General features: G+C 74.4%; 13 protein-coding genes and 3 pseudogenes. 6 read left to right on the top strand and 10 right to left on the bottom strand.

What is annotated here, in order from left to right; genetic code table 11:
• Positions 1-1281, top strand: a 1281-nt coding sequence (locus BI06_RS02195; protein WP_051740132.1) for a hypothetical protein, incomplete at its 5' end; no start/stop codon positions are given.
• Positions 1282-2316: 1035 nt separating this feature from the next.
• The gene (locus BI06_RS02200; protein WP_043465733.1) at positions 2317-2646 is read left to right on the top strand and encodes a hypothetical protein; all 330 of its coding nucleotides are present in this window, start codon (positions 2317-2319) and stop codon (positions 2644-2646) included.
• Between the two features lie 7 nt (positions 2647-2653).
• Here BI06_RS02200 and BI06_RS02205 read toward each other — a convergent pair whose 3' ends face one another.
• The 8 genes and pseudogenes from BI06_RS02205 to BI06_RS02230 form a co-directional block, all read right to left on the bottom strand.
• Complete coding sequence (locus BI06_RS02205) at positions 2654-3733, bottom strand: Clp protease N-terminal domain-containing protein (RefSeq protein WP_233289983.1); 1080 nt, start codon at positions 3731-3733, stop codon at positions 2654-2656.
• 57 nt (positions 3734-3790) lie between these two features.
• Positions 3791-3979 (bottom strand): annotated as a pseudogene (locus tag BI06_RS55365) (Clp protease N-terminal domain-containing protein); the annotation flags it as partial.
• Positions 3972-4136 carry a hypothetical protein gene (locus BI06_RS02210; RefSeq protein WP_158516368.1) on the bottom strand — a complete coding sequence of 55 codons (165 nt, stop codon included), beginning with the start codon at positions 4134-4136 and terminating at the stop codon, positions 3972-3974. The pseudogene BI06_RS55365 and the gene BI06_RS02210, both read right to left, overlap by 8 nt.
• Positions 4137-4214: 78 nt before the next feature.
• Positions 4215-4493: pseudogene (locus tag BI06_RS55370) on the bottom strand (serine/threonine protein kinase); the annotation flags it as partial.
• 173 nt (positions 4494-4666) lie between these two features.
• Positions 4667-5290, bottom strand: a pseudogene (locus BI06_RS55375) (caspase domain-containing protein); the annotation flags it as partial.
• A 1-nt stretch (position 5291) separates the two neighbouring features.
• Positions 5292-5672, bottom strand: coding sequence for a hypothetical protein (locus BI06_RS02220; protein ID WP_149030238.1), 381 nt, complete (start codon positions 5670-5672; stop codon positions 5292-5294).
• Between the two features lie 89 nt (positions 5673-5761).
• Positions 5762-6691 (bottom strand): diacylglycerol kinase, encoded by a 930-nt coding sequence (locus BI06_RS02225; RefSeq protein WP_043464604.1) that lies wholly within the window; start codon positions 6689-6691, stop codon positions 5762-5764.
• Complete coding sequence (locus tag BI06_RS02230; RefSeq protein WP_043465741.1) at positions 6688-8256, bottom strand: FAD-binding oxidoreductase; 1569 nt, start codon at positions 8254-8256, stop codon at positions 6688-6690. Before BI06_RS02230 ends, BI06_RS02225 begins: the two co-directional genes overlap by 4 nt.
• An 86-nt stretch (positions 8257-8342) precedes the next feature.
• Here BI06_RS02230 and BI06_RS02235 point away from each other — a divergent pair, with 86 nt between their 5' ends.
• Positions 8343-8999: a TetR/AcrR family transcriptional regulator gene (locus BI06_RS02235; protein WP_082558213.1), complete on the top strand. Its 657-nt coding sequence runs from the start codon at positions 8343-8345 to the stop codon at positions 8997-8999.
• Positions 9000-9091: 92 nt separating this feature from the next.
• Positions 9092-10666 (top strand): glycerol-3-phosphate dehydrogenase/oxidase, encoded by a 1575-nt coding sequence (locus tag BI06_RS02240; RefSeq protein ID WP_043464608.1) that lies wholly within the window; start codon positions 9092-9094, stop codon positions 10664-10666.
• Between the two features lie 7 nt (positions 10667-10673).
• On the opposite strand, the gene BI06_RS02245 is transcribed toward BI06_RS02240, so the two are convergent.
• The gene (locus tag BI06_RS02245) at positions 10674-10967 is read right to left on the bottom strand and encodes a hypothetical protein (RefSeq protein WP_030391712.1); all 294 of its coding nucleotides are present in this window, start codon (positions 10965-10967) and stop codon (positions 10674-10676) included.
• A gap of 190 nt (positions 10968-11157) precedes the next feature.
• Between BI06_RS02245 and BI06_RS02250 the strand changes: the two genes are divergently transcribed.
• Complete coding sequence (locus tag BI06_RS02250; protein ID WP_043464611.1) at positions 11158-11631, top strand: hypothetical protein; 474 nt, start codon at positions 11158-11160, stop codon at positions 11629-11631.
• A gap of 47 nt (positions 11632-11678) precedes the next feature.
• On the opposite strand, the gene BI06_RS02255 is transcribed toward BI06_RS02250, so the two are convergent.
• Positions 11679-12419, bottom strand: a complete 741-nt coding sequence (locus BI06_RS02255) for an SDR family oxidoreductase (protein ID WP_043464614.1) — start codon at positions 12417-12419, stop codon at positions 11679-11681.
• 71 nt (positions 12420-12490) lie between these two features.
• On the opposite strand from BI06_RS02255, the gene BI06_RS02260 reads away from it, so the two are divergent.
• Positions 12491-12759 (top strand): LysR family transcriptional regulator (locus BI06_RS02260; protein WP_043464617.1); only part of this gene is annotated, 269 nt, incomplete at its 3' end.

Here is a 12759-nt window from a genome sequence, read left to right on the forward strand (position 1 = left end):
CTGCCGCTGCCGGTCGCGGCCGCGCAGCCCGGTGCGCAGACCGTGGCCGTCGGCACCCCGTCCGCCGACGGTGCCGCCGCCACCCCGGCGGCCACCGACCTCCGGCTCACCGCCTACGACCCAGCCGCCGGCACCGCCGTCCTGTCCGCGCCCGCAGCGCCCGCAGCGTCCTCCGCCCCCACTCCCACCCCCACCACGTCCTCGCCCTCCGCCGTCCCGGCCCTCACCCAGGCGGTCCAGCCCGGGCGCCTGCTCGCCAGCCCGCCCACCGACGCCGCCCCGCAGGGCGCGCTCCTCGCCGTCACCGCCGTCCACCCCGGCGCCGGCAACACCATCAGCCTGGCCACCCGCCCGGCCACCCTGCCCGAACTGCTCGGCGCCGCCGAGGCCGACGGCACGGTCCCGGTCGACCCCAAGGCGATCAAGGTCACCCCGCTGGTCAAGGACGTCACGGCCACCGTCGGCCGGGAGAACGGCACCACCAAGGCCGAGGCGTCCGGCACCCTGGAGGTCGACGCCAAGGCCCCGATCCCGCTGCCGGGCGGCGCCACCGCCGAGGCCACCGGCGAACTCTCCCTCCACCCGTCCGTCCGCTTCGCCTACCACGGCGCCGGTGTCGGCACCCCGCGCACCGCCTCCATCGGCTTCGACCTCGGCGCCCGCGCCCACTGGAAGGTCACCGGCGACTTCGCCCGCGCCACCGCCGCGCCGGTCCGGGTCCCCTTCGCCAAGCTCCAGGCCAGCCCGGTGCTGAACGTCGCCGGGCTGCCGGTCGTCGTCAACCTCGCCCTCACCTGCTACCTGGAGGTCGGCGCCGACGGCCAGGTCCACGTCGAGGCCGAGCAGGAGGCCACCGGCACCTGGGCGGTCCGCGCCGACTGGACCGGCGGCGGCCGCGGCTGGACCTCCGCCGCCGACGCCCCCGACACCAAGGTCTCCCCGGTCCACGTCCGCCTCGACGGCAAGGCCGCCGTCCGCGCCGCCCTCGGCACCGAGGTCAGCGTCGGCCTCTACGACGCGGTCGGCGTCGAGGCCACCGTCGCCCCCTACCTCCAGGCCAAGGCCGACGGCTCCCTCGCCGTGGACGTCCCCGGCGGCACGCCCCGCATTCAGGGCAACTGGGCCCTCGTCGGCGGTATCGACCTCAACGGCGCACTCCTCGCCCACCTCAAGATCTTCGGCACCCCGCTGATCGAGGGCCGCCTCCCCCTCCCGCCCTTCCACCGCGAATGGCCCCTCCTCGCCGGCACCCTGCCCACCCCGCCAGCCCCGAAGGGCTGACCCGATTCCTCACCGACCGAACGCCCCCCTGCCGCAGGCTCCGTGCGGCAGGGGGGCGTTCCACGTGCGGGGATCCATGGACCTGCCGTACAGGAAGTCGGTGGGTCCGACTTCCTGTACGGGGAGGGCGCGATCCGTCGTCCTGCCCAGTCGCGACCGGTGCCCGCGGTGGGTGGGGCGTTTCTTGTGGCTCTGAGCGGAACTCCGTGAAAACCAGGTCATGGGCATGAATCAAGGGCCGTTCTGCTGCGGGACGACCTAGTAGTGCTTTGTTGGACGGCTTGTCGCATCGTGTGGTCGCTAGTTCTTTGTTGGTGTGAGGGCTGGGGAGCTTGCGTTGCGGCGGGGGTCGGTTGAAGGTCGGCAATTGGTCCATGATCTGCATCCGAAGGGGCCGTGCCTCGTAGAAGACCGGCTTCGATCCGGCCGCGGGAACGCGGTTGGGGTAGCCCCTGGGGGCGGTGTCGCGATGTCCCAGGTCTGTCGGGAGCGGCGGATGCCGCTGTCCGTGTGCTTGAACGGGAGCGATGGTCCCCGGGCATCGTGGCGGTGGCGCTGAGCGTGTGGTCCGTGCGCGTCAACGGCACGGGGCGCCGGCGGAGGCAGTCGGAGGTGGAGTTCACCTGTCCCTGCTGCGGCGGGGTTGGGCCCGGGACAAGCTGCAGGATGCTCTGTTCATGCTTCCGCCACGGGCCGCCGGTGAACTCCGAGTACAGGTCGAGCGCCTGGACGCGGTGCCTCTCGGGCGGACGCATCACGAGCCGACGGAAGACCCGGGGTTGCCGTGGTGGCACCGTGGATGCTGACTCTCCGGTCGGCGCCGGTTATGGTGCCGCTCCTTGGCCGTGGGTGCCATTGAGGGCCCGATGGGTCGGGGCCGCGTGCGGGGATCCATGGATCTGCCGCGCAGGAAGTCGGCGGATCCGACTTCCTGCGTGCGGCGGCTCGATTCGTGGCCGCAGCACCTCCACGGCCGCCCTTGGGGAGTGCCCGCTGCCGGAGGCGTTGTCAGTGGTCCGTGCGAGGATCCGGTTCATGCTGGAGATCACGGTGCGGACGGAAGACGACCGGGACCACCCGCGGCCGGATGCCGAGGGGTTGGCCGGGCTGGTGCGGCGGATCGGGGGGAGGCGGGACCGCTTTCTGGTGGTCGAGCGGATACCCGACGAGCCCGACGTCTATGTGCAGGTGTGGCACGAGAGCGGGGGCGCGTACTCGTTCGAGTACCGGGACGGCGGCGCCGACCGGCACTTCCAGGTGAAGCTCGACGGTCCCGAGCCGGTGATCGACGCCATGGCCGCCTGGGCCCGCCGTGAGCCGGGGTGGGGGGAGGGCTTCGCCTGGGAGGCGCTGGAGTTGGGGTAGCGGCGGCTCAGCTCATGGACCACACGGTCGGGTCGTGCGGGACGGGAGGGGAGAGCACCGGTGGGCGGGGGGCCACCGGGAGGGCGGCGGCCGCGCCGGCCGTCCGGGTCACCACCTCCTCGGTGACGCTCGGCGTCGTGCCGGAGGGCACCGGTCCGGAGCGGACCTGTGCGCTCGCCTCGTCCAGCAGGTCGATCGCGGCACCCGGAAGGGCGTGCCCGGGCAGGTAGCCGTGGGCGAGTCGGGCGGCCGCGGCGAGGGCCTCGTCGGTGATCTCGACCTCGTGGTGGTCGATCAGCCGCTGCCGGGCGCTGCGCAGGATCTGCAGCACGTCCTCCGGCGCCGGTTCGGCCACCGGTACCGGCTGGATCCGCCGGTCGAGGCCCGAGTCCCGCTCCCACCGCCGGTGGTCGACGGAGCCGGTGGCCGCGACGATCGAGACGCCGGGCACGTCGAACACGGGCCGGAAGAAGGCCAGCGCCTCGGCCTGCCCCTCCCGGGTGCGGACGACGGAGAGGGCGTTGTCGAGGAAGAGGACGAGGTTCGAGGACCGGAGGATGTCCCCCACCAGTTCGGCCATCACCTCGGTGAAGCGCCCGTGGTGCCGGGGGTCGGTGAACAGCGCGGTGATGTCGAGGCGGAGGACGCTCCGGCCGAGGAACCGCGAGGGGACCTCCTGGCGGACGACGGCCTGTGCCAGCCCGGCCGCGATGCTGGTTTTCCCCACCCCGGGATCGCCCACCAGCAGCGCGACGTTGCGGGCCCGCCGGCTGAGCACCTGGAGGACGCGGTCGATGTCCGGTTGTCGGCCGACGATGCCTTCCGCCGGTCGGAGGAGCGCCTCGGCACTGACGTTCCGGCTGAGCAGGACGAGCGTCGTGGGAGGTTCCTGGAGCTCGAGCGAAGCCAGGATTTCGAGGATCGGCTGACGGACCCGGCCGGCGTCGATCCTGGCGGACGAGAGTACTTTTGCGGCGACACCGCTTTCTTCGCGGAGGAGCCCCAGCAGGATGTGTTCGGTGCCGATGTAGTCATGGCCGAGGTCCGCAGCTTCGTTGCTCGCCAGCTTCAGCACTGTCTGGACCATCCGGCTCGGCGGACGCTTGCCAGGAGCGTTGGAGTCACCGGGACTGAGCCGGCGGTCGATCTCCCGGCGGAGGAGGTCGGGCGACACCCCGAGGCTGCGCAGTGCTGTGACGGCAACCCCTTCGCCAAGATGGACAAGGCTCAACAGCAGGTGCGCGGTCCCCACTTCGGAGTGGCCGAGTCGTCGCGCCTCGTCCTCGGCCCCTTCGACGACTCGCCGTGCGCGGTCGGTGTAACCCTCAAACACTCCGTTGCCCCCGCTCCAGCACCGCCAGCTCCTTCCGCGCCCGTACCGTGTGCGGGTGCTGCGTGCCCAGCACCCGGTCCCGCTCCGCGACGAGTTGCCGCAGCAGTGCCGTCGCCTCCTCCTCGGCGCCCGTCAGCGCGAGGTTCCGGGCCAGCATGTGCCGGGTCCGCATGGTGTCCTCGTGTTCGCTGCCGAGGAGGCGGCTGCGGTCGGCGAGGAGGACCCGTAGGACGGCGATGGCCTCCGTCCGGTGGCCGGCCTCGCCGAGGTTGACGGCGAGGAACTGGCGGGTGTGCAGGGTTTCCGGGTGGTCCTTGCCGAGCAGGCGGGCGTGGGCGGCGGGGAGGGGCCGCAGCAGGCGGGCGGCTTCGGCCGGGTCGCCGGCGCCGCCGACGCAGTGGGCGTGGGCGCGGCGACAGCGCAGGGTGTCCTCGTGTTCGGCGCCGAGGAGGCGGGTCTGCTCCTCCAGTACTCCTTGGAGGGAGGCGGCGGCGCCGGCCCAGTCGCCCTCCAGGGCCTGCTCTGTTCGGCGGCCACCTGCCGCTCGCGCAGTGCGGGGGCGACGTTGTCGGCGTAGATCCGGTTGTGGCCGAGGGCGATCAGGTTGGCGCTCTCGGTGGTGCTGTTGAGGGGGACGGGCAGGCCCTCGGCGACCATCAGGCTGACGAGGCGCTGGTACAGGTCGTCGATGGTGAGGTACTCCGGGCCGCCGGCTATGCCCTCGCGCAGCAGTCGGATGAGCCGTCCGGAGAAGGCGGTGTGGTCCTCGCCGGGCGGGGAGAGGGAGACCTGGTCGCGCTGGGCGGAGGTCAGCACGTAGGTGCCGGAGACTTCCAGTTGGTTGATGGTGCCGGTGCCGCCGGCCATGGTGCCGGTCACGGCGCGGCCGGAGAAGCAGCAGTCCAGCACGATGATCTTGGTGGTGGCGCGGCTGTTGAGCACGGTGCCGCGCAGTTTGTCGTACTCGATCGAGGTGAAGTCCGGGTCCCCGTACTCGCTGTCGGGCAGCGCGAGATAGAGGTCGTGCCGGCGGCCGCCGACCAGTCCGTGGCCGGTGAAGTAGACCAGGAGCAGGTCCTCGGCGGCCCGAGCGGCCTCGCGCAGCTGGCGGCCGACCCGGCCGAGGTCGGCGTCGTCGAGGAGGACGGTGCAGTGCTCCTCCGGGACGACCCCGTGGTCCGGGTCGGTGAACAGGGTCGCCAGGTCGGCCACGGTGCGCCGGACCGCCGGGAGGTCCGGCAGGTCCGGGTCCGTGTACGTGCTCGCGCCGACCAGCACGATCCGGGACCGCAGGGGGTCCGGGAGGCGCACCTCAGCCCTGCTCGGGACCGGACGGGGCCCGGCCCTCCGGCTCCTGGCTCTCCAGCGCGGTGCGCAGGAGGTCCTCCAGGTCCCCGGCGCGCACCCGCTTGGCGTCGAGTTCCAGCGTCCCGCCGTCGGCCCGACGGATCTTCAGCCGGACGTCGCTGCGCCGGGGCTGTGCGAACCAGACGCGCAGGGAGGAGGCGAGCACCGAGAGTGCGCCGCCGGCGCCGAGGGCGACGGTGACGGCGTCCAGCACCGAGCCCATCTCCCCGGGCGCGGGCGCACGCCCGGTCAGGGTGACCCGGGGCAGGCCCGGTTCGCCCCGGAGCCAGTCGGTCAGCGATTCGGCCTCCGCGACGGTCTCCCCGCCGGTCACGGAAATGTGCACGTCCACAGGTGCCCCCCACAAGGCTGGTTCTGGACGGAGTCGAGAGCGGTCAGTCTACTGATCCGCCCGACAGTTGCGGGAGGTCCCGATCATTGCTCGGGACCGTGGTCCGGGACGAGCAGCCGCAGCGCCCCCGGCACGACGGTGACCTCGACCGGCAGCGGTGCCATGAACTCGCCGTCCGCGTAGGCGGTGATGCCGGGGGAGTCGAGGCGCAGCGAGGTGGTGCGGTGGGTGGTGACCTCGGGCCGGGCGGTGTGGGTGCCCTTGAGCAGGGTGGGGAAGAAGCGGGCGATCCGCCGCCGGGGCATGGCGTCGACGAGGGTGACGTCGAGCAGGCCGTCGGCGGGGTCGGCGTCGGGGCAGATGAGCATCCCGCCGCCGTAGCTGCTGGTGTTGCCGACGGCGGCGAGGGTGAGGTCGCGCTCGATCTGCGTCCCGTCGGCGAGGGTGATCCGGAACGGCAGCGGGCGGAGGTTGGCGAACTCCACGGCGATCGCGAGGTTGTAGCGCATCCGGCCGTGCGGCCAGCGCAGCCGGTTGGTGCGGTCGCTGACCAGGGAGTCGAAGCCGCTGGCGAGGACGGAGCCGAACCAGCGGGTGGTGCCGTCGGCGGCGGTGACCCGGCCGAGGTCGACGGTGCGGGTGCGGCCGGCGGCGACGGTGTCGGCGGCGGCCTCGGGGGTGTCCCGGGGCAGGCCGTGGGCGCGGGCGTGGTCGTTGCCGGTGCCGGCGGGTATCACGCCGAGCGGGGTGGCGGTGCCGGCCACGGCCTGGAGGGCGAGGTTGATCATGCCGTCGCCGCCGACGACGACCAGGGCGTCGCAGGTCGGCGAGGCGACCGCCTCCCGGGCGAGCGCGAGCGACTCGGCGGCGGAGCCGCCCGCCCGCGGGTCCACGGTGATGCCGTGGGCGCGCAGGCGGGCGGTGGCGCGGTGGGCCGCCGGTTCGGCGTGGCCGGCCGCGGCCGCTGGGTTGGTGAGGAGAACGACGCGGGCGATGGTTCTCCGGTCGCTCACGGGATCAGCTTGCCCGGGTTGAGGATGCCGGCGGGGTCGATCTCGGCCTTGACGGCGCGCAGGATGCGCACGCCGAGGTCGCCGATCTCGTCGGCCATCCAGGGGCGGTGGTCGGTGCCGACGGCGTGGTGGTGGGTGATGGTGCCGCCGGACCGGACGATGGCGTCGCAGGCGGCCCGCTTGGCGGCGCCCCACTGCTGCAGCGGCTCCTCGCCGAGGGCGGCGACCACGGTGAAGTAGAGCGAGGCGCCGGTCGGGTAGACGTGCGAGATGTGGCACAGCACGAGCGAGCCTGGCAGGGCCTCGGTCAGCGCGGTGGTGACGGCGAACCGCAGGGCGTGCAGGTCGCGCCAGCCGGCGGCGGTCTCCAGGGTCTCGCACAGCGCGCCCGCGTCGAGCAGCGAGTCGCGCAGGTACGGGGCGTTGAACCGGCCGTGCTCCCAGGCCCGGGCGGGGGCCTCGCCGAGCGAGGTGCCGCCGGCGGCGAGCAGGGCGGCGCGGGTGAGCTGGTGGCGGGCGGCGACCTGCTCGGCGGTGCCCTCGAAGACGGTGACCGCGAGGCAGCCGGTGACGGCGGCCTCGCCGCCGATCTTCTCGGTCATGGCCAGGTTGATCATCGTCTCGGCCTCGTCGGAGAGCCGGATGACGGTCGGGCCGGTGCCCTGCTGCTCGACGGCGCGCAGCGCGGCGGCGCCGGTGGTGAAGTCGGGGAACGACCAGGCCTCGTACGCCTTGACGGCGGGCACGGGGTGGACGCGGACCCGGACGGCGGTGATCACGCCGAGGGCGCCCTCGGAGCCGAGGAACAGCTCGCGCAGGTCGGGGCCGGCGGCGGAGGCGGGGGCGCGGCCGAGGTCGAGCACGCCGGTCGGGGTGACCACCCGCAGGCCGCGCACCATGTCGTCGAACCGTCCGTGGCCGGCCGAGTTCTGGCCGGAGGAGCGGGTGGCCGCGAAGCCGCCGATGGTGGCGAAACGGAAGCTCTGCGGATAGTGGCCGAGTTCGAAGCCGCGCTCGGCGAGCAGGGCCTCGGCGGCCGGGCCGGTGAGACCGGCGCCGAGGAGGGCCTCGCCGGAGGTCTCGTCGAGGTCGAGGAGCTGGTCGAGCCGGCGCAGGTCGAGCGAGACGACGGCGGCGAACGACCCGCGCTCCGGGTCCAGTCCGCCGACGACGCTGGTGCCGCCGCCGAACGGCACGACGGCGATCCGGCGCTCGGTGCAGATCGCGAGCAGCGCGGTGATCTCGTCCTCGCCGCCGGGCAGCACGACGGCGTCGGGCGCGTCCTGCGGGTCGCGCGAGCGGCGGCGCAGCAGGTCGGGGGTGGACTTGCCGCCGGCCCGGGGGAGGCGGTCGGCGTCGGCGGTGCTGAGGTGGGCCTCGCCGACGACGGTGGCGAGCGCCGCGAGGTCGTCGGGGGTGAGGGCGGACGGCCGCAGGACGACCTCCGAGGCGTCGGGCCCGGGCGCGGCGTCGCCGGTGACGCCGAGGGCGGCGGCGAGCAGGCCCTTGATGTCGGCGGACAGCTCCTTGGCGAGGGCCGGGTCGCCCCAGGCGTCCCACTTCATCGGGGGGAGCGGCAGGGTGGCCGTACCGGTGAGGGTCGCCGGTGCCGCTTGCTTCTCGGGGGTCATGCGTTACAGTTTTACACATCATGTCAAGTAGTAACGAGCTTCACGAGCCGACCGCCGAGCGCGCCGCCGGGCCTGCCGCCGGGCCTGTCGCCGAGCGCGGTACGGAGCGTGCCGCCGAGCGCGGCACCGATGACGCGATCCTCGACGCCGCCGCCGAGCTGATCGTCCAACTCGGCGTCGGCCGCGCCCAGTTGGCCGAGATCGCGCGCCGCGCCGGAGTGAGCCGGCCGACCGTCTACCGGCGCTGGCCGGACGTCCGCGCCGTGATCGGCGCGCTGCTCACCCGGGAGATCGCGGCCACCCGGGACGCCGTCCGGCTCACCGGCACCGACCGGGGCGCGTTCGTCGACGGCGTGGTCGAGGTGGCCGTCCGGCTGCGCGACCACCCGGTGCTGGGCGCGCTGCTGCGCTCCGGCGACTCCGACACGCTCTTCGAGTACGTGGTCGACCGCCTGGGCGCCAGCCAGCGCGGACTGCTGGAGGCGCTGCGGTCGGGGATCGAGCAGGGGCAGCGGCACGGCTCGATCCGGGCCGGGGAGCCGCTCGAACTGGCCGCGATGGTGCTGCTGATCGCCCAGTCCACCGTGCAGTCGCACCGCATGGTGGCCCCGGTGCTGCCCGAGGAGGCCTGGCGGCGGGAGCTCGCCCGGGCCCTCGACGGGTACCTCGCGCCTTAGTTCCGCGTCCCCAGGTCCCCGCGTCCCCACGTCCCCGCGTTACGCCCGCCCGCCCGCGCACCGCCCGCAGACCGACCGCCTCGGAGGCGCAGATGACCACCACCGCCGGGCCCTTCGCCGGGACCGCCCGACTCACCGCCCGCCGCCGCGAGTTGGAGCTCTCCGCGCTCGCCGACCGCCCGTCGGTCGACCTGCTGGTGATCGGCGGCGGTGTCACCGGCGCGGGCGTCGCCCTGGACGCGGCCGCGCGCGGGCTGTGCGTGGCGCTGGTGGAGTCCCGCGACCTCGCCTTCGGGACCAGCCGTTGGAGTTCCAAGCTCGTCCACGGCGGTCTGCGCTACCTCGCCTCCGGGCGGATCGGGGTGGCCCGGGAGAGCGCCGTCGAGCGCGGTGTGCTGATGACCCGCACCGCCCCGCATCTGGTCCGGCCGCTGCCCCAACTGGTGCCGCTGCTGGACGGGTTGTTCCGCCCCGGCCAGGCCGCGCTGGTCCGGGTCGGCTTCCACGCGGGCGACGCGCTGCGGCTGAGCGCCGGTACGCCGGGCGGTCTGCTGCCCCGGGTCCGCCGGGTGGGCGCCGACCGCGCCCGGGCCCTGGTGCCGGGCCTCCGCGGCGCGGGCCTGTCCGGCGCGCTGGTCGCCCACGACGGCCAACTGATCGACGACGCCCGCCTGGTGGTGGCACTGGCCCGCACCGCGGCGCAGTACGGGGCGACCGTGCTCACCCGGGTGCGCGCCGAGGAGGTCGCCGGGACGGGCGCCCGGCTCGTCGACACCCTCACCGGGGCGTCGTTCTCCCTGAACGCCCGCGCCGTCGTCAACGCCACCGGCGTCTGGGCGGGCGAGGTGGACCCGTCCATCCGGCTGCGGCCCAGCCGCGGCACCCACCTGGTGGTGGACGCGGCCGCGCTCGGCCGGCCGCTCGCCGCGCTGACCGTCCCGGTGCCCGGCTCCACCAGCCGCTTCGTCTTCGCGCTGCCGCAGCAGCTCGGCCGGGTGGCGATCGGCCTCACCGACGAGGACGCGCCCGGTCCGATTCCGGACGAGCCGCAGCCCTCCGAGGCCGAGGTCGACTTCCTCCTCGACACCGTGAACGGCGCCCTGGAAACGGCACTGACCAGGGCCGATGTGCGCGGCGCCTACGCGGGGCTGCGTCCGCTGATCGACACCGGCGACGGCGCCACCGCCGACATCTCCCGGCAGCACGCCGTCCTGGAGTCGCCGAACGGCGTGATCACCGTGGTCGGCGGCAAGCTCACCACCTACCGCCGGATGGCCGAGGACGCCGTGGACACCGCCGTCCGGCTGCGCGAGCTGTCCGCCCGCGCCTGCTGGACCGCCCGGCTGCCGCTGGTCGGCGCGCCCGGCCACCGCGACAGCCGCCCGGTGCCGGAGGGAGAGGTGGCAGCCTCGCTGCTCGCCCGGCACGGCGGCGCGGCCACCGAGGTACTCGCGGTCGGCGAGGAACTCCTCGGTGCCGGGTACGGGGCGCCGGTCGCCGACGGGATCGACGTCAGCCGCGCCGAGATCGCGTACGCGCTCACCCACGAAGGCGCGCTGGACGTCGAGGACGTGCTGCACCGGCGCACCCGGATCGGCCTCGTCCCGGAGGACGCCGAGCGCGCCCGCGCGGCCGTCGAGGGGATCACGGCGAAGGCCTCGATCTGACCGCGTTCTAGTGCCCGGTCCGCTCCGCCATCGGCTGCACGTCCGCACCGAGCTCCAGCGTGCAGCTGAGCGGCCGCTCCGGCGCGCCCGTCCGCTCCAGCCGGACGGCCAGCGGCTGCGGCGGTTGCTCGGCCAGCTGCGCGGCGAGCACCAGGGGGTACACCCCGTGCCCGTGGACGCGGTGGAAGGCCACCTCCTTGCCGTCCACCAGCACCTCGGTCTCGGTGATCCACCCGGACCGCACGTTCACCGTGACGGAGTGCCCGCCCCGGTCGAGGTGGAAGCTGTGCCGCTGGCGCATTGAGGACCTCCCGGCGACTGCCGTCGGCGAGCCCGGCCGCCCGGCGTCGAGCCCGGTCGTCCGGCGTTGAGCACGGCCGCCCAGCGGTGCGGACGGCACGCGCCACGCTAGCCGATCACCGCCCGGACGGCCTCCGGGGACGGCGGCCGGGGAGAATCGGGGGTTCGTCCCCGGAGCCGGAGAGTGGCAGATGCATCAGTACCGCGTGGTGAAGTACTCCCCGGAGGAGCGTGACGGGTCGGCGCCCGCCTGGACGGCCATGTGCGACATCGGACGGTCCTTCGGCGGGGTCGTGCTGACCGAGGCCGTGTACCTGGAGACGGAGGAACGCTACCTCGCGGCCGTCCGCCGGTTCGCGGCGGCCCAGGGTGTGACGGAGCTGTGCGTCGACGCCCTGGAGGTGTACCCGGAGAGCTCGTGGTGGCAGCGTGTCGCCGAGGGCGACCGGCTGCCGCTGGACGAGGCGGTCGAACTGCTGCGGTTCTTCCTCCGGGAGGACTACGTCTGGTGCTTGCTGTCCGGCGACGGCTTCTTCCTGCATCCCAGCTACGACTACTACCTGTACCTCGGGCTCACCCGGGAGCCGGAGCGGGCCGTGGAGGAGACCCGGCGGTCCGGCCTGCATGTCGACGCGTTCCGGTCGCCGTTCCTGGACCCGGACTGAGGGGCGGCCCCCGCCGGCCGGGCGTCCGGCCGACGGGGCCTGGGGTCTCAGGCCAGGCGGCCGCCGCCGTCGACGTGCAGGACGGTGCCGGTGACGAAGGGGCTGGTCATGGCGAAGCTGACGGCGCGGACGAGGTCGTCGACGGTGCCGGTGCGGCGGGCCGGGTTGCGGTCGGCGACGGAGCGCAGGAAGGCGGCCTTGTCGGGGCCCAGGCCGTCCCAGGCGCCGGTGTCGACGATGCCGGGGGAGACGGCGTTGACCCGGACCGGGGCGATCTCGACCGCGAGGGCCTGGACGAGGAAGGCGAGTGCGCCGTTGGTGGTGGCCATCACGGTGCGGGCGGGGGCCGGGCGCCAGGCGGCGACGCCGGAGAAGAAGGTGAAGGAGGCGCCGTCGGGGGTGTCGGTGGCGGCCTGCGGGGCGAGGTGCTTGGCGAGCAGCAGCGGGCCGTAGACCTTGGCGGCGAACGCCCGGTGGATGTCGGCGAGTTCGAGTTCGGCGAGCGGGCCGTTGGCGGGCATGGCGGCGGTGGAGACCAGGTGGTCGAAGCGGCCGGTGGCGGCCGCGAGGGCGGCGACGGACGCCTCGTCGGCGAGGTCGACGGGGACGGTGCGGGCGGGGCCGGGCAGTTCGCCGGCCGTCCACTCCAGCTTGCGCGGGTCGGGGCCGGCGAGGACGAGTTCGGCTCCGGCGGCGGAGGCGGCGTGGGCGAGGGCCCGGCCGGTGCGGGAGCCGGCGCCGATCACGACGACGCGGCGGGAGGCGAGGGGGAGAGTGCTGTCGTTCATGGGACAAGGCTGTTCCGACCAGGGGTGATGCGTCCAAGGCTTGTTTTCGAAGAGATCCATAAACTGGCTGCATGACCACGCTCCGACAGTTCGAGTACCTGGTGACCGTCGTCGACACCGGGTCCTTCACCCGTGCCGCCGAGCTGCTGCACGTCACCCAGCCGGCGCTCTCGCACCAGGTGCGGGCGCTGGAGAAGGCCGTCGGCGGGCCGCTGCTGGAGCGGCTGCCGCGGGCGGTGCGGCCGACGCCGATGGGGCGGGCGGTGCTGCCGCACGCGCGGGCGGCGCTGGCGGACGCCGAGCGGCTGCGCGCGGCGGCCCTGAGCGCGGCCGGACTGGC

Source organism: Kitasatospora sp. MBT66, from assembly GCF_000710405.2.
In the GTDB taxonomy this organism is placed as follows: Bacteria; Actinomycetota; Actinomycetes; order Streptomycetales; family Streptomycetaceae; genus Kitasatospora; species Kitasatospora purpeofusca.